General features: G+C 57.4%; 4 protein-coding genes. 3 read left to right on the forward strand and 1 reads right to left on the reverse strand.

What is annotated here, in order from left to right:
• Window positions 1–2: 2 nt before the first annotated feature.
• Window positions 3–497, forward strand: a complete 495-nt coding sequence (locus D9A02_RS01180) for an Lrp/AsnC family transcriptional regulator (protein WP_120499158.1) — start codon at window positions 3–5, stop codon at window positions 495–497.
• Between the two features lie 122 nt (window positions 498–619).
• The gene (locus D9A02_RS01185; RefSeq protein ID WP_120499159.1) at window positions 620–1993 is read left to right on the forward strand and encodes an aspartate aminotransferase family protein; all 1374 of its coding nucleotides are present in this window, start codon (window positions 620–622) and stop codon (window positions 1991–1993) included.
• A 108-nt stretch (window positions 1994–2101) separates the two neighbouring features.
• Here D9A02_RS01185 and D9A02_RS01190 read toward each other — a convergent pair whose 3' ends face one another.
• Entirely contained in the window at window positions 2102–4459 is a 2358-nt protein-coding gene (locus D9A02_RS01190) for a Tex family protein (RefSeq protein ID WP_120499160.1), read from the reverse strand.
• Window positions 4460–5158: 699 nt separating this feature from the next.
• On the opposite strand from D9A02_RS01190, the gene D9A02_RS01195 reads away from it, so the two are divergent.
• On the forward strand, window positions 5159–19381 hold the full coding sequence (locus D9A02_RS01195; protein WP_120499161.1) for a hypothetical protein: 14223 nt from the start codon (window positions 5159–5161) through the stop codon (window positions 19379–19381).
• The last annotated feature ends 13 nt before the right edge of the window (window positions 19382–19394 follow it).

The raw sequence follows: 19394 nt of genomic DNA on the forward strand, positions 1-19394 counted from the left end.
CAATGCGGCTTGATGCGCGTGATCTTGATATATTGAGGGTGCTCTGTCGCGAAGGTCGCATCACTAAGGCGGCTTTGGCGGATCGTGTGGGCTTGTCACCGACACCGTGCTGGGAACGCCTGAAAAAGCTTGAGAAAGCGGGCGTGATTGAAAGCTACCGGGCTGAGGTCAATTTGCGAAAACTGGGCCCGCATGTCACGATTTTTACCACTGTTGAACTGGCCGAACATACTTCGGCCAGTTTTCGTGCTTTTGAGGCTGCGATGCAGCGATACGAAGAGGTTATGGCCTGCTGGGCGCTGGGGGGTGGGTTTGATTACATTCTGCAGATTGTCACCCGTGATATTGATGCCTATCAGCGCTTGATTGATGAAATGCTTGATGCTCGTATCGGTCTGGCGCGTTATTATACCTATGTTGTCACCAAGCCGGTCAAAGGCTCTGGTTTGCCGCCGATTTCCCTGATTGCAACTGGCAAGGACGAAACTACGGCTTAAAAAATGATAGTAGATGAATCCTCTGCAGAAGGCCCAATGTTTGGTCTAAATGCGAGTATATAATGACTGACATTCCCTGGGACTAAATATGTTTGCCGTAACTGGGCATGAGGAGTGAGAGAATGCTGAAAAACGACCAACTTGATGAATGGGATCGCGAGAATTTTTTTCACCCGTCAACCCATCTGGCGCAGCACGCCCGGGGCGAAAGCCCGAACCGGGTGATCAAAACCGCCAATGGTGTCCATATCGAAGACCGCGATGGCGTGAAATTGTTGGATGCCTTTGCAGGGTTATATTGCGTGAACGTCGGTTATGGCCGACAAGAGATCGCTGAAGCCATCAGCGCACAAGCCCGCGAGCTGGCCTATTACCATTCCTATGTTGGGCATGGCACCGAGGCCTCGATCACCCTGTCGAAGATGATTTTGGACCGGGCGCCAGCAAACATGTCGAAGGTCTATTTTGGCCTTGGCGGTTCTGACGCGAATGAAACCAACGTCAAACTGATCTGGTACTACAACAACATCCTTGGCCGCCCGCAAAAGAAGAAGATCATTTCGCGTTGGCGGGGATACCACGGGTCGGGCCTTGTGACCGGGTCACTGACCGGGCTGGAGCTGTTCCATAAGAAGTTCGACCTGCCGATCGATAATGTGATTCATACCGAAGCCCCTTATTATTATCGCCGCGACAATCTTGATCAGACCGAAGAACAGTTCGTGGCGCATTGCGTGACCGAGCTTGAAGCGCTGATCGCGCGCGAAGGCGCTGACACGATTGCGGCCTTTATCGGTGAACCGGTGCTGGGCACCGGGGGTATTGTGCCACCACCTGCGGGATATTGGGCAGCGATTCAGGCCGTGTTGAAAAAACACGACATTCTGCTGGTCGCCGATGAGGTGGTCACAGGGTTTGGTCGTCTGGGTACGATGTTCGGCTCAGATCACTACGGGATCGAGGCTGACATCATTACAATCGCCAAAGGCATGACGTCTGCCTATGCACCGCTGTCAGGCTCTATCATCAGCGATAAAGTTTGGGCCGTGTTAGAGCAGGGCACAGATGAAAACGGTCCAATTGGCCATGGCTGGACATATTCGGCACACCCCATCGGAGCGGCGGCTGGTGTGGCAAATCTGAAGCTGATTGATGAGCTTGATTTGGTGACGAATGTCGGTGAAATCGGAGCCTATCTGAACCAAAGCATGACAGAGGCGCTGGGCAATCATGCCCATGTTGGTGATGTGCGCGGTGAAGGCATGCTCTGTGCTGTGGAGTTTGTGAAAGACAAAAACAACCGGGTGTTCTTTGACGCGGCTGATAAGATTGGCCCGCAGATCTCTGCCACGCTTCTGGCGCAAGACAAGGTCATTGCGCGTGCCATGCCTCAGGGTGATATTCTTGGCTTTGCGCCGCCCTTCTGTCTGACCCGTGAAGAAGCGGACACCGTTGTAGCTGCCACTGTACGTGCGGTGAAAACCGTATTGGGTTGAGGGTTGTCTGGCACTGCTTTGGCGGTGCCAGCGATACGCAACAAGACAGCACAGAACATTCGGGTGTTTGAACGACACCCGAATGATGCCAAATACAGCTCTTGAACGTCAGCTTTTCTTTTTCATCGCATCCAAAAGCGCGGCGCCAAGGGCCCCATTGCCGGCACCTGTGTTGGGTGGTTTTGACTTTCCGGCCTTGGGCGCAGCAGACACTGCTTTGCTTTTATTGGACTTTTGGTGTTGGTTGCGGAGCGGTTGTTTTTGCCCTTCATCCACGGTTTTGCGCATGGTCAGGCCGATACGTTTGCGTGGGATATCCACTTCAGTTACGCGCACCCTGACCACATCACCGGCCTTGACCACCTCATGTGGATCTTTGACAAAGCGGTCGGCTAATTGACTGACATGCACCAGTCCATCTTGATGCACGCCAATATCCACAAAGGCCCCAAAGGCGGCAACGTTGGTGACTGTGCCTTCTAATGACATGCCGGGTTTGAGATCTTTGATGTCCTCAACGCCATCGGTAAAGCTGGCCGTCTTGAATTCTGGACGCGGATCGCGGCCGGGCTTTTCTAGCTCGGTGAAAATATCACGCACGGTTGGCAGGCCAAACGCATCGGTGACAAAATCACGAGCTTCCAACGCCTTGAGGCCAGCGCCCTGTCGCGTGATGTCTCGGATATCACGCCCGCAGCTAGAGACAATGCGGCGCGCGACTTCGTAGGCTTCGGGATGTACGGATGAGGCATCAAGTGGTTCTTCCCCATCTCGGATCCGTAAAAATCCGGCGCATTGCTCAAACGCTTTTGGCCCGAGGCCAGACACATCCAACAAGGCCTGACGTGATTTGAACGCTCCGTTCAGGTCGCGGTGGAACACGATGGCACCGGCCAAAGATGGCCCAAGCCCTGCCACCTGCGCCAAAAGCGGTGCAGATGCCATGTTGAGGTCAACGCCCACTGCGTTCACCGCATCTTCGACGACAGCCTCAAGCGCATTGCTTAACCGGCGTTGATCGACGTCGTGCTGGTATTGCCCCACACCGATGCTTTCGGGGGTGATTTTGACCAACTCTGCCAATGGGTCCTGCAAGCGTCGGGCAATCGAGACCGCACCGCGCAAAGACACATCCAGATCTGGGAATTCCTGTGACGCCAGCTCTGACGCCGAGTAGACCGACGCGCCGGCCTCGGACACAATCACTTTGGTCGGGGCCTTGGTTCCGGGTGGCAGCAGTTTGAGCGTATCTGCCACCAGACGTTCGGTCTCACGGCTGGCGGTGCCATTGCCGATAGCGACCAGTTCGATCCCGTGGCGGGTGACCATGTCGATGATTTTCGCCTCAGCTCCGCGCACATCCATTCTGGGCTGAAACGGATAGAGCGTGGCGGTTTCCAGAACCTTACCTGTGGCATCCACAACTGCGGCTTTCACCCCGGTTCTGATGCCCGGATCAAGCCCCAATGTGGCCCGCGCCCCGGCCGGTGCAGCAAGCAGAAGATCCTTGAGGTTGCGTGAAAACACCGAGATGGCCTCTTCATGTGCACGTTGGCGCAGCTCTGATAAAAGGTCGATATAAAGCGATAGCGATAGCTTCACCCGCCAGGTCCAACGCGCGACGGTGCGCAGCCACAGATCGCCGGAGTTCTCTGATACGGTTTCCAACACGCCCGCGATCATGCCAATCGCGCGGGTCTCGCCGGTTTCTGCGTCGGGGGCGATTTCCATCACCACGATCTCTTCCTTAGCCGCTCGCAAAATCGCAAGTGCGCGGTGCGATGGGATATCGGCCCACTTTTCACGGTGGTCGAAATAGTCCGAGAACTTTGCGCCAACCTGTTCTTTCCCCGGCACAAGCTTGGCTGATATGAACGCCTCTTGCCGCATGAAATCGCGCAGATGTCCAAGAAGTGTAGCGTTCTCTGATAGCTCTTCAGTGAGAATATCACGCGCGCCGTTCAAGGCATCTTTGGTGGTTGCGACAGCGTCGTTCACATAGCTTTGTGCCAGATCTTCGGGCACCAAAGCACGATCAGCGATAATCGCGCGAAGCAGAGGCTCCAATCCGTTTTCCCGGGCGATCATCGCCTTGGTTCGGCGTTTCGGCTTAAACGGCAGATAGATATCTTCCAGCGTGGATTTGCTTTCGGCTTGCGCAATGGAGCGGGCCAGATCATCGGTTAGTTTGTCCTGATCCCTGATTGAGTTCAGAATAGTTGCGCGCCGCGCTTCCATCTCGCGCAAATACGTCAAACGATCTGCCAGCAGGCGCAGCTGGGTGTCGTCCAAGCCCCCAGTTGCCTCTTTCCGGTACCGCGCAACAAATGGCACGGTTGCACCTTCGTCCAACAATCCGACTGCGGCTTTGACTTGCGCAACCGAGGCCGCGATATCAGTTGAGATTGTTGAAAAAATCCGGGCAGCTGCGGGGGAAGGGGTGGAATGATTCAAGGCAAACTCCATTCAATACAGACCATTGGTTTATCCAGCTTCATCCAGAGGGCCAAGGGTAGATTGCAACGCGCTAACGTCAGGTATCTTTGTCAACGATGTTTGCAGGCTAGTTCGATGCGACGTGGGGCTGGGCACGGCTATTATGGACGGTTGGAATTTTGCTTATTCCGCTTATTAATAAAAGCCACCAACGCATGGGTGACATGATTGCGGGTACTTTGAACTGCAGGTGCTGGAAGAAATTCTGCACGCACCCCGAGCGGCTACAAACCGTCGACAGCCACGCCCATTTCTTGAACAGCGCCAGCTGTTTGGAGGAATTCGCGAAATCAAATTTCACGATGCAGAGCAAGAGACCCACAAGACGGGCGTAGCGTAGCGCCAAACCTTCCGAATTCCAGGAAAAATTTTAACATCTGTGTCTTTGCGCACTAAAATATATCCTTACACAAAGTAACCTCTGCTTAGTTGTGATGTGCCGTGAGGCAGTCGCTTTGTGTGCATTTGTTGTAAATCGGTCATCGGATTTCAGAAAGGCCCAGAGGTTCCTTGATGGTGGTTTCACATTGGTTTTGCAGACGCTACGTTTATTTAAGACTGGGTTGTATCTGCGTAATGTGCCGGTAATAACTTTAGGTCCGCTAGGAAAGCACAGGTCGGTGTTGGGTAACTTTAGTTGAGATTTAGGTCTCGGAAGTAGGTGCTTCGTTGAAAGCTGCATTTTATATTTTTCTGCCGGTTATGGCGGTGATGGCAACGCCAGTTTTTGCAACACCAACAGCATCGTCAAAGGTCGGGGACACAGTTACCAATCCGGTGACCGGAGGCAGTACGAAAGTTTCTGCGCTTATTGCTGATCCGGATGGCACCCCGACAAAAGGTAATACTGCCTTTGTGCAAACCGAAGATGGCTACACCTTTTTGGTCAAAACGGCGGGGCAGATTGTTTACAATAACGATAGCCCGGCTGACGGGTTCACCATTGGTTCGATTTCGGGCAGCCTTGTTAGGTTCACGGGGGCGACGCTGAGTGGCAACTCGTATTTATACTCGGGCGTCACGACTGCAGAATACACCAGTAACTTTATCGGCAATGACGAGCCGGGATATTACCAGCCATCTGATACGTCATCGTTAAATGAAAAGGTTTATAACCCGGTCAGCAACAATTTCACGACGGTATCGTCACTGGTGGTAGATCCTGCATCAACCCCGACAGCTGGGGATACAGCATTTGTCGAGACGGCGAATGGATATGTGTTTTTGGTCAAATCTGCAGGCGACACCATTTATAACGCAGATAACCCACCCGTTGCCTACACGATCTCTTCGATTTCGGGCACAACTGCACAACTGAGTACAGCTGGTGCAACAGGGACAGCCCCGTTATCCACACAATTGACGCTGTCAAACTACAACAGCAACTTTGTGGGCACAGATACGCCTGGTGAATTGACCCCACCCGTGGATGTTGTTGGGGCAACAGGTGTTAGTCAGATTGTCTATGGCCGGGATGGTAGTAACGGACGTGACGGTGCCCTGTTTGTACCGCCTGCATCGGGCGGTGATGGCGACAATGGGCCGACACAAACCAAAACACTAAGCAGTGATGTGAATGCGTCCAGCAATGCAGGCTGGATTGTCGGGAGCATTGGCGGTGATGGTGGTAACGGCGGCGATTCATATGCCAGCTTCTTTAGCGGCAAAAGCGGTGGCGACGCTGGCAATGGCGGGACGGTCAATGCCACGCAATCGTCCAGTAGTACGATTCAGACCTCGGGCAACGGCACGGGCGGACAGGGTAATGACGGGATCTTTGCCTTTAGCCGGAGTGGCCAGGCGGGTAATGGCGGGAGCGGATACGCGGCCCCAAGCGGCGGTTCCGGTGGTGATGCGGGCTTTGGCGGCAATGTTACGGTCAATCAATACGGTGAGATTTTCACAACCGGTGACGCCTCTGACGGCATTTACGCCCTGAGCATGTCAGACACTGCTGGCGGCGGGGGGTCTCAATGGGGGCTTTTCGGTGGCTCAGGCAGTGGCGGTGGCGGTGGCAACGGTGGCAACGTGACTGTCAACACTTACGCCGGATCCCAAATCATTACACAAGGCGATTTCGCCAACGGCATTTATGCACAATCCATCGGGGGCTCGGGTGGTTCATCCGGGACCAGCGGCAACCTGATCGTTTCGGTCAGTGGCAGCTCTGATAACGGCGGTGATGGCGGCAAGGTGACCATCAGCCATGCAGGAGCGATTCAAACCGGCAGCGCGACGGATTCCTCCAAAGGCATGTATGCACGCGGTATTCTGGCACAATCTGTTGGCGGCGGCGGCGGCTCGGGCGGCGTGGTCGGCGGATTGATCTCAATCGCTGGTGGTGGCATGGGCTCAGACGGTGGTGACGGTGACGAAGTGAGCGTGACCGTACAAGGCACCGGTTCCATCGTTACTTACGGCTATGGTGCTGATGGTATTATGGCGCAATCCATTGGTGGCAGCGGTGGTTTTGGTACTGATGCCTATGGTCTGGTCGCGGTTGGTGGTGATGGCGCAAATGGCGGCAACGGCAATGACGTGAGCGTGACGAACAAAGGCAGTATCGTTACGTCAGGCACAGGTGCACGGGGCATTATTGCGCAAAGTATCGGCGGCGGTGGAGGTGACGGCGGTTCAACCGGCGGTATGGTGTCGGTTGGCGGTAGCGGCGATGGCGGCGGCGATGGTGCAGACATTACAATCGTCAACGACGGCATCATTACCACCGGCGGTGATGACGCCATGGGTATTCTGGCGCAATCGATTGGCGGCGGCGGCGGTAATGGCGGGTCATCTGTTGCCGTTGGCGTGTTTGCGGGTGTTGCCATCGGTGGCGATGGCGGCGCGGGCGGCAAAGGTGGCACGGCAAGCGTGAGCCTGTCGAATACAGATCCAAGCCAACCTTCGGCGATTCAGACGTCGGGCGACCGGTCAACAGGTGTCTTTGTTCAATCCGTTGGTGGCGGTGGCGGTAACGGCGGCGGCGCAGTTGCTGTGTCGGCTGGTTTTGGCGCGTCAGCTTCGGTTTCCGTAGGTGGTGAAGCCGGTGCTGGCGGAGATGGTGGCATTGCGACCTTAGCGGGCTCTGGTTCTGCCTCGGTTCAAACCGGTGGCGACGATGCGGCTGGTGTTATCTTGCAGTCGATTGGCGGCGGTGGCGGTAACGGCGGTTATGCGGTTTCCGTGGCCGTGTCCGGAGGCCCGGTTTCGGGATCACTGGCTGTTGGTGTCGGGGGCTCTGGCGGTTCAGGCGGTAAGGGCGGTACTGTTACGGTTGGTACCGTGAATAGCAGCGGTACTCTAACAGCCTCAGGATTTGACGGCCAAGTGATCACTACAGGTGAACGCTCGACCGGCATGTTGTTCCAATCTGTTGGCGGCGGCGGCGGTAACGGCGGCCTTGCGGTTGCGGCCACAGGCGGGGCCTCGGCGCTGATGTCCGGCAATGTTTCAATCGGTGTTGGCGGATCGGGCGGAAGCGGCGGCAATGGTGGCATTGTGCGCGTTTATAACAAGGCAAATGTCACAACCACGCAAAACAGCTCAACCGCAATGATTGCGCAATCCATCGGTGGCGGTGGTGGTAATGGCGGCGGCAGCGTGGCCGCCGGGATCAGCGCCAGCGGCGGCGCTGCAATCGGTGTGAATGTCGGAGCTGGTGGCACCGCTGGTAGTGCAGGCACCGGTGGTGCAGTGACCCTGATTGCTGGTGGCGACACGATCTTGACGCAGGGCGATTTCTCAAGCGGTATTCTGGCGCAATCGGTTGGCGGCGGCGGTGGTAACGGCGGCTATGCGGTTGGGGCAAGTGCTGACTTTGGCGGCGGGGCTGCGGCGTCGATCAGCGTGGGTGTTGGTGGCGGCGCTGGCGGCGGTGGTAATGGTGGTGATGTCGCCGCACAGATCGATGCAGATGTAACAACGCGCGGCAATGATGCGAGCGCGGTGATTGTGCAATCTATTGGCGGCGGTGGCGGCAACGGTGGCTTTAGCGTGGCTGCAGGATTGGCGGCTGGTGGCGGAGGCGCGGGCACCGTTGGTGTTGGTCTGGGTGGTTCAGGTGGCAGCGGCGGCATTGGTGGCACTGTTTCGGGCGTGCGGATCAATGGTGATGTGCGCACCGAAGGTCAACGTTCTACCGCGGTGCTGGTTCAGTCCGTTGGCGGTGGTGGCGGCAATGGCGGCTTTAACGTTACGGCGGGTGTTGCCGCAGGCGGCGGGGGCGCAGGCAGCATCGGTGTCGGCCTTGGCGGCAGCGGATCAACTGGCGGTGACGGTGGCGTGGTTGAGGCGCAGGTTGCTGGCGATGTGGTAACGCTCGAAGATTCCTCGAGCGGCGTTGTTTTCCAATCCATCGGCGGTGGTGGTGGCAACGGTGGCTTTAACGTCACCGCAGGCATTGCTGGCGCGGGCGGTGGCGGCGGTGCCGTGACAGTTGGGCTTGGCGGCGATGCAGCCGGGGGCGGAGTTGGAAAATCTGTTACCGGTCGTGTAACTGGTACGGTCGCAACAGGTGGATCAGATTCAACAGCCATTCTGGCGCAATCTGTTGGCGGCGGCGGCGGCAACGGCGGGTTCAATGTGAGCGCCTCGTTGGCGGGAGCAGGTGTTGGCAGTGGTGCGGTGTCGGTTGGCCTTGGCGGCGATGGCGGAACCGGTGCTATCGGTGGCACGGTGAACCTGACCAGCACAAACTCAGTTCAAACCACTGGCGACAGATCGTCTGGCGTAGTGGCGCAATCCATCGGTGGTGGTGGCGGTAACGGCGGCTTTAATGTCAGCGGTTCTGGTGCGGGTGCTGGTGTCGGCTCTGGTGCAGTGAGCGTTGGCCTTGGCGGCACTGGCGACGGTGGTGGTAATGGTGGCAATGCCACGCTGACCTCGAACGGTACAATCTTAACCACGGGCGAGTCTTCAACCGCATTCCTTGTGCAATCTATCGGCGGCGGGGGTGGTAACGGTGGCTTTAACATCAGCGCAGCGGTGCAGGGTTCGGGCACTGCAGGAGCGGGCATTTCGGTCGGTCTTGGCGGTGATGGTGGTGGTGCCGGCAACGGCCTGACTGTGACTGGCACTTCGACCAAGGCGGTTGAGACGCGCGGCAATAATTCATCAGGCGTTGTGGCGCAGTCCATCGGCGGGGGCGGCGGCAACGGTGGTTTCAATGTTTCGGCAGCATTGTCCGGCGCAGGTACAGCCAGCGGCGCAATTGGTGTTGGTTTGGGCGGCACGGGTGATGGCGGTGGTACTGGGGGGACAGTCAATCTGACCTCGAATGGAACCATCTTGACACAAGGTGATAACTCGACTGCTTTTCTGGCGCAATCTGTTGGCGGGGGCGGTGGCAATGGCGGCTTTAATGTTTCAGGCACCATTTCAGGCGCGGGCACCGGCAGTGCCGGAATCAGTGTTGGCTTGGGTGGTGATGGCGGCACCGGCAGTGACGGGGGTGTTGTGACCGGTACCTCGACCGCAGCGGTCGAGACGCGCGGCGATAACTCTTCCGGGGTGGTAGCGCAGTCCATTGGTGGCGGTGGTGGTAATGGCGGCTTTAATATCGCGCCGGCGATTTCTGCAGCGGGCACAGGTAGTGGCGCGCTTAGCGTTGGCTTGGGTGGTTCGGGTGCTGGCGGCGGTGACGGCAAAGACGTCACTCTGACGTCGAATGGCACAATTTTGACCAACGGTTTCGCTTCCAACGGCTTTGTCGCGCAGTCGATTGGCGGCGGTGGCGGCAACGGTGGGTTTAACGTTGCACCAAGCATATCGGGAGCAGGTACCGGTGCAGGCAGCTTGTCGGTTGGATTAGGCGGTTCAGGTGATGGTGGCGGTAACGGTGGCAAGATCACCGCGAAAACCACGGCGAATGTGACCACACAAGGTGGTGCCTCAGTTGGTATTTTGGCGCAATCAGTTGGCGGCGGTGGCGGCAGCGGTGGATTCAATGTCTCACCTGCCCTGGCTGGTGCAGGAACCGGGGCTGGTGCAATCAGCGTGGGGCTTGGCGGTTCAGGCGGCGGTGGCGGCAACGGCGGCGTTGTCGGACTGACTGTCGAAAATGATGTGCGCACGGAAGGCGCACAATCCAGCGCGATTGTGGCGCAATCAGTTGGCGGCGGCGGTGGCAATGGCGGCTTTAATGTCTCGGCCTCGGTTGGCGGCGCAGGCACGGGCGCAGGCGGTGCGGCGGTCGGTCTTGGCGGCAGCGGTGATGGCGGTGGGAATGCCGATGCGGTTACAGCCAATGTCACCGGTAATATCGTCACGCTGGGTGAAACATCCTCTGGCCTGTTGGTTCAGTCGGTTGGCGGCGGTGGCGGCAACGGCGGCATGAATATTTCCGTGGCGATTGCTGCGGCGGGCAAGGGCGCTGGAGGGGCCTCCGTTGGTCTGGGTGGCGCTGGTGGGACTGGCGGGACAGGAAGCACAGCAACCGGAACGCTTACCGGTAATGTTGGAACGCAAGGTGCCAATTCTGGTGGCGTGATTGTGCAGAGCCTTGGCGGCGGCGGCGGTAATGGCGGGATGAATATCTCGGCCACGGTAACCGTGTCGGGCAAAGCTTCGGGTGGTGCATCTGTCGGCATCGGTGGATCCGGTGGTAATGGTGGTAGCGCGGATGTGGCCAGTGGTACGGTTGTCGGTGATGTTGTGACTATGGGCGCCAATTCCGGTGGTGTTCTGGTGCAATCAGCAGGTGGCGGCGGCGGTAACGGTGGCATGAATATCTCTGCGGCCGTGAACCTGTCGGGTTCAGGCGGCGGCGCGGTGGGTGTTGGCATTGGTGGATCGGGCGGCGATGGTGGCAATGCGAAAGACGCCACTGGCCATGTGACGGGCAATGTCATGACGGCCGGCAAAGATTCGACCGCTGTTATGGTGCAATCCGTTGGCGGTGGTGGCGGCAATGGCGGCCTTAACATTTCAGGCGCGATCAGTATTGCGCGCGAAGGGTCTGGTGCCGCAGGCATCGGTGTCGGCGGTTTTGGCGGAGATGGCGGCACCAGTGGTGTGGTCAACAGCACATATATCGGTACGGCCACAACGCTTGAGGATCGCTCGGCCGGGGTTATCGCGCAGAGCCTCGGCGGCGGCGGCGGCAACGGGGCCACGAATATTTCAGGGGCGATTTCGCTGAGCAACAAGTTCTCAGGCGCGCTTGGCATTGGTGTCGGCGGCTTTGGTGGCGACGGCGGCGCGGCTGAGAGCGTGACACAAGTGGTCACGGGCAACGTCAGCACCATGGGTGTGGATTCAACCGGTATCCTGACGCAAAGTCTTGGCGGCGGTGGCGGCAACGGCGGCACCAACATCTCAGCGGCCTTGTCCATCTCACGCACCACAAGCGGTGCGATTGGTATCGGTGTTGGCGGCTTTGGTGGCGGTGGCGCAGACGCAGGTGATCTGGTGCAATCCACGGTCACGGGCGGCGTAACTACCAGTGGCGACCGCAGTACGGGTGTTCTGACCCAGAGTATCGGCGGCGGCGGCGGCAACGGCGGCACCAATGTGTCGGCAACGGTGGCGCTGTCACAGGAAAAAGGTGGCGCGGTCAGCTTGGGCGTCGGCGGCTTTGGCGGTGGCGCGGGTAACGGCAAAACCGTGACCAGCACCCTGCGCGCGGGCGCATTGAGCGATGGTTCGAACAGTTCGATCATCACACGAGGCAAAGACAGCATCGGCGTTATGGCACAATCGGTTGGTGGCGGTGGCGGCACCGGTGGACTGAATGTGTCTGGCGCGGTCAGCATCACTGGTAAATCAGGCGCTGCTGTGGGTCTTGGCCTTGGTGGCTTTGGCGGTGGCGGCGGTGATGCCGGGATGGTGACGTTGGATGTCCAAAGCGATATCTACACCATGGGCGATGGCGGACATGGCTTGTTCGCCCAGAGCCTTGGTGGCGGTGGCGGCACTGGGGGTGTGAATGTCTCGGGCACTCTGTCACTAACCAAACCATCTGGCTCGGATACGATCTTCTCGGTTGCGGCGGGTGTTGGCGGATTTGGCGGAGATGGCGGTAGCGCCAGCGCAGTTGATCTTGATTACACCGGTGCCATTCAGGCGGTGCCGATGGCATTGCAATCCGATGGCACATTTGCCGTGGATCAGAGCAAAGGTGCCAGTGGCATTATCGCACAGTCTATCGGCGGCGGCGGCGGCACAGGTGGTACCAATGTTTCAGGCGCATTGGCGATCAGTGGCAAGCCCGGCGCCGGTCAAGCCGACGACAGCAAATCCTACGCAGTGGCGATTGGCGTTGGTGGCTTTGGCGGCGGCGGGGGCAGCGCGGGCAACGTTAACGTAGATGTCGGCGCTGGCAGCACTATCCGCGCCCATGGCACTGGCCAGTCAGGGATTCTGGCACAGTCAGTTGGTGGCGGCGGCGGCAACGGGGGCATGAACGTCTCGGGCGGTATCGTTTCGGACAGCTCTTTGATCGTCGGCATTGGTGGTTTTGCCGGTGACGGCGGCACTGCGGGTGATGTGGTGGTCACAACGCAGGCTGATATCACGGTCACAACCAACCCTGATGATATTTCGATCCCCAGCGACGATAGTTTCGAGAGCAAACTACGTGATTTCCTCGGCGATACGATTGTTAATGAAACCGAAGAATTGGCCTCGACTTACGGATTAGAGCGGCTGTTTATCGACATGGGTGTTTTCAACGAAGAAAAACAAGACACTGATGGTTCCGCTGGCCTGATGGCACAGTCTATCGGTGGCGGTGGCGGTAACGGTGGTTTGAATGTGTCTGGCGGCATTGCGCTCAGCAAAGACGGTAAGATCCCTTCGGTCACATTCGGGGTTGGTGGTTTTGGTGGTGACGGCAACATCTCGGGCGATGTGACGGTCGATCATACCGGCACTGTGATGGTGGCTGGCAATTGGAAACATGGTGTTCTGGCGCAATCGATCGCAGGTGGTGGCGGCAATGGCGCGTTGAATGTGACTGGGCAGCTGAACTATGGCGATTCCAACAGCTCTGGCGGCCAAACCGACTTGAGCATTGTAGGCGGCCTTGGCGGTCACGGTGGCACCGGTGCCCATGCAGGTGATGTAAACGTCACCCAAACCGGTAATATCGCAACAAATGGCTATCATGCCCGCGGTATTTTTGCCCAAAGCATTGGCGGCGGTGGCGGGACCGGCGGGATCAACGCGACATTCGTCGGCACCAAGGACAGCTCACCCATTGCGATGGGCATCGGTGGCTTTGGCGGCGGTGGCGGAGATGCGGGCGATGTGACAGTGGCACGCGGCACTTCCGGTGTAGCAGCGGGCACCATTCAGACCGACGGTGTCGGATCGCACGGCATCGAGGCGTCGAGTATCGGCGGCGGCGGCGGTGATGCCGGGATTAATGCGGTGGTGGGGATCAGCAAAACCACGGGCAGCAAAAGCAACGGTGGCACCGGCGATTCAACGGATCGCAAAACACCGACCAATTCAGGTGTCGATGATTCCGTGATTGCCAATTACAACAACGTGTTGGACGAGCTTGAAGGTAAAACCAACCCAGCGGATTCCTCGGGCAAGAAAACCGGCATGTCTGCGGTCATCGCCATTGGTGGCGATGCGGGTACCGCCGGGGACGGCGGTGAAGTTGATATTGATCACTTTGGTGATGTCATAACTCTGCAAGACAGCAGTCACGGTGTCTTTGGTCAGTCCATCGGCGGTGGTGGCGGTAACGCGGCCTTGAACCTTGGCATGACATATGAGCTGGCATCTGATGCGACCAACAAGGGCTTTGGTTTGGCCATCGGTGGCGGCACGGGCGATGGCGGCACTGGCGGCAAGGTTGATGTGCGTAACACCGGTAACATCAACACAAGTGGCAAAGATTCTTACGGTTTGTTTGCCCAGTCGGTTGGTGGCGGCGGTGGCAACGCGGCTTATAATTCCACTTCAACCTCCGTGGATGGTGGCAATGTGAATATTCAGATCGGTCGCACCGGGGGAACCGGGGGGGCCGCTGGGGATGTTTATGCCAGTTCAAACGGGACCATTCGCACATCGGGTAATCGCTCTTACGGCTTCTTTGCTCAGTCCATTGGGAATGGTGGCGGTAATTCGACATCAACTTCTGTCAGCGTTGGCACACCAAAAACTGGCGACAGCAAAGGCAACAAAGCCAGCCTGTCAGTTGGGCTTGATGGCGGTACTGGTGGCGAAGCGGGTGATGTGACAGCGAATGTATCAGGTTTGGTCGTAACCGAAGGCGTAGATGCGCACGGTGTGTTCGCCCAAGCTGTTGGCGGCGGTGGTGGTAACGGCGGTAAAGCCAGTAGCTCTGCCGGTGGGGGGATGTCTGTTGGTATCTCGATCGGCGGTACCGGCGGTACCGGTGGCCTTGGCGGCAAAGTTGATGTGACCAACACCGCTCAGATCGCGACCTTTGGCGAACGCTCGATTGGTCTAGTGGCGCAATCTGTAGGCGGCGCGGGCGGAACTGGCGGCATCGTGCAAGCGGGTCAATCGAACCTTGATACGATCAAAGCTTTGGTCAAACCATCTACAGTCGGGACGACAATGTCGATAAACATCGGCGGCACCGGTGGCGATGGGATGACTTCAGACACTGTGACGGTAGATAGCGACGGACCAATCCGTACCGCAGGTATGATGTCGCACGGTATTTTTGCGCAATCCATCGGCGGCGGTGGTGGCATGGGTGGTGTGGTTGAAAATCGGATCATCAGCCTACGCAAGGAGATTGGTAGCACCGCGACCCTGTCTGTTGGTGGCAATGGTGGAACTGGTGCGACATCAGCAGCGGTCACTGTAACCAATCGTGATCTTATCCAAACCACAGGTGAAAAATCTGCTGGTATCTATGCGCAATCTGTCGGCGGCGGTGGCGGTGATGCACAACAGGTGCGCAACATCATTCTAGGCCGTTCTTCAGATGGATCGACTACCAACGCAATCCTGATTGGCGGCACAGGCGGCACAGGCGGTGCGGGCAGCACAGTAGACGTGATCAACACATCCGATGCGACCATCCAGACCACAGGCAAAGACAGCTATGGCATCTTTGCACAGTCCATCGGCGGCGGTGGCGGCAATGGCGGTTCGACCATCTCGGTTGATGGCCGCTATGGCGGATCTGAGGCCTCAACCCGTCGTGCCATTCAGTTTGGTCTTGGCGGGTCTGGTGGTACGGGCGGTATCGGCGGCAATGCGACGGTGACCAACGACGGCGCGATTGTTACCAGAGCCGCAGGGGCGCATGCCATTCTAGCGCAGTCCATTGGCGGCGGTGGTGGCAACGGCGGTATGTCACTCACTGGCACGCTTCGTCTTAAAACCGGCGATAGCAGCTCACCGACCGCACAACTGAACATTGGCGGCGGCGGTGGCGATGGCAATACTGCGGGCAATGTTGCTGTTACCAATACTGGTGACATTCAGGTGGATGGGGCATCAGCCTACGGGATCATGGCGCAATCGGTTGGCGGTGGCGGTGGTAACGGTGGTTTGGCCGTGTCGATGGACGTAAATGACCTCAAAAATACAGTGACTGGAAAATCCTATACCAAGATCGCTATCGGCGGCGCGGGCGGAGACGGAGCCAACGGTGGCAACGTTGAGGTGAACCACAGCGGGATGATTGTGGTCAACAGTGACAACGGCTTTGGCATCTATGCGCAATCGGTCGGTGGCGGCGGTGGCAATGCTGGCTACTCGGTTTCTTCTCCATTGGTGTCGGCAGCGGATTTCGTTATCTCGCAGGTTTTGGGCGCACGTGAAGGGTCGACCGGTACGTCAGGCACAGTAACGGTCAATACCACTGGCGATATCTTTGTAAATGGTGCCGGCAGCGAGGCGGTCTTTGCCCAGTCAGTTAATGGCGGTGGAGGTAATGTCGACACCTTCGTTGATTTCAAGGCACCGGATTTAACAGCAGCTGCGGCTGCAAGTAGTGCTTCTGTGGTTAGCTCAGCAGCAACGTCCACCAGTGCCTCGGTCGGCACAGGTACGGTCGTTTCCAGCGACATCGCTTTGGGTGGCACAGATGTGTCCGGTATGGCGGGTAATGATATCGATCAAAGCCATAGCGGCAACATCGTGACGGCGCTGGACCAATCAACAGGCATGATGCTGCAAAGCATTGGTGGCGGTGGCGGAATGGCGACCACAACAGTTGGCGTGGCTGAGGGCGAAGGTATTGATTTGAGTGCCCGGCTTGGTGCGATAAATACCAGCAATGCGGGTGGCGGTAATGTCACCGGCGGACGGACAGGGGATGTCAGCACGGCTGGCGCGTTCTCTTCTGCAGGATCAGCCCAATCTATTGGTGGCGGTGGGGGCAAGCTTGTCTTGCAAAACACCAGCGATGGCACAGCAGATAGCACACAAAGCGCCAGCGTGATTTTGGGCGCTGACCCCAGCTTTACCAATAATGGTGGTGATGTCGGCCTGACTTTGAATGGAGATGTGAGCACAACCGGCGACAACGCTTTTGGTCAGATTGTCCAGAGTATCGGTGCTGGTGGCGGCGAGGCGATTTTGTCTGGTCTGGGCGCAGCAGCTGTCATGTTGGGTGCGCAAGACGATTCGACTGGCGATGGCGGTGGTATCACTATGACCAATGCCGGGGGAATGATAACAACGGGCGCGGGTTCACACGGGTTTGTATTGCAAAGCATTGGTGGCGGTGGCGGTCTCGTGTCAACAGATTTGGCAGCCGAGAACATTGCCTTGACCTTGTCGACTGCGAATGGCGGTGACGGCGGCGTGATTGATTTCACCCAGACCGGTAATGTCATGACTTTGGGCGACAACGCAATTGGCGTTCTGGCGCAGTCCTTGGGCGGTGGCGGCGGTGCGGTTGATGCGATGTTCCGCGGCAGTGCAGGTGGAGCTGGATCTGGTAACACCATTGATATGGGCCTGAACGGTAATCTTCTGTCTGTTGGTGAAGGCGGCGTTGCTGTTGTGGCGCAATCTGAGGGCCGGGATGGTGCAGATGCCATCACACTTGGCTTTGATGGCGTGGTGATGGGCGGTACCGGTGATAAGGACGACGTGGCTTCGATTATTGTGGAGGGTGGCACTGAGAACAAGCTGACCCTTTCCGGTGACAGTTTGCTAATGGCCCGCAACAGCCAGTTAGTATTGGGTGGAGCCGGAAATGAAAACATCAATCTGTCTGGTGCGGCCTTTGGTAACCTCAATCTGGGTGGCGGCTCCAATGGTCTGAATGTCGAGCAAGGCGGGACATTCTATGCGCAGGACACAATCGATCTGGGCGCAGCTGGCAGAATGCAGGTTGATGGAGATCTGATACTTGGGGCGGTGTCCAGCATGACAGCGCCGTTGTCAGCAGATGTGAAGGTCAGCGACTTTGTGTTCACGGGCAATGTCAGTCAGACAACAGCGTTGAATGGCAGTATTGCATTTGGTGCGACGGCAAATTCGACCTTTGATGTTTATTTCCGCACCACAGGGGCTGCAGGTGGCGATAGCGACCTGATCAATGCCACTGGAAATGCAACAATGGGCGGCACGCTATTGCCACAGCTCAATACGTTGGAACGGGCCTTGCCATTGGCTTTGATCAATGCGGACGGGGTCGTTGCAGATGATGGAACGATCATTGAGGACACTATTGTTCTCGATTATTCGATTCAGGTTACTAATTCGGTGACGAGCGGCGCAAGTCCCCTCGTGGCTGGACGTTCTTTCGCCCTTGGTGCCCTTGCTGCAACATCCGGTGGAGGTGGGGCAATTAATCTGGTCGTGACACCAGACTATTCGACACCAAACATGAACCGCAATCAGGCAGCAGTAGGCGATTACATCAATCAGGTTCTGAACGGGCAGGGCTCTGCCGCGCAGGGGCAATTGTTTGCGTTGATTGGGAACATGACATCTGAGGCAGCGGTGATTGCAGCTATCGATAGCCTCACCATTGGTGATTACGCCTCCAACGTGATTGATAGCTATTATGGGGCGATGCGCTTTGCCGATGCGATGCACAATTGCCAAGATCTGACCGCGCATGCGGTTGGTGCTGATCCACGACAATGTGCCTGGATGTCGATCGCAGGATCTAGTTTTGATCGGTCACAGACAGTGATCGACAATGATCTAAGCATCAACGGTAGCAATCTGTCGACTGGATTCCGCTACGCGATTGGCGAAGATCTCTATGCTGGATTTGCCTTGGGTTATGATCAGGTTAGCCTGACCAATGGACCGCTCTACAATGCCTCAGGCGAGCGGTTCAACTTTGGTGTTTCCGTCACCAAATATTCCGGGCCATGGGAAATCGCCGGAAGCTGGTCTGGTGGGCGCACGCGGTATGATACGCAACGCGCAGGGGGCTTTAGCGGCACCTTGCCGGGCGGTGGCGTTGTTGACACCACAGCGGTGAGCAATATCAGTCACAAAATGCGCCATCAGAACATCCGGCTCAGCTTGGCCTATGACCATCAATTTGAGGGTAGCCAGACGTATCTGAAGCCCGCGCTGGCCTTTGATACAACAATGCTGAAAACCAGTGCTAATGGGCAGGCCTTGTCGTCCGGTGTGACCTTGCAGAACCATAGACAGATGATTTTTTCACTCACTCCTTCGCTAGAGGTTGGTACGCAAAGGCGGATGTCTGCGACCTATGACCTGCGTACCAGTCTACGCGCAGGCGCGATGTTCTCGTCGTCAGATACCGTGTCTGTAGCTGGGGGCTTCGCAGGGGCCAGCGCGGCGGATGGTGGGTTTGTTAATGTCAGCACGATTGACGATCAGCTTGGCTTGATCTCATTTGATTTGGGCCTGTATGAACCGGATGAAAGCAGTTTTGTCGAGGTGGGCGTGGACGGTATGTTTGGTGAATTGAGCGATGGCCTGCAGTTTCGGCTTGGGTTCGGCCTGCAATTCTAGAAAATAAAAAGGA

It is taken from the genome of Roseovarius sp. EL26, from assembly GCF_900327775.1.
GTDB lineage: Bacteria > Pseudomonadota > Alphaproteobacteria > Rhodobacterales > Rhodobacteraceae > Roseovarius.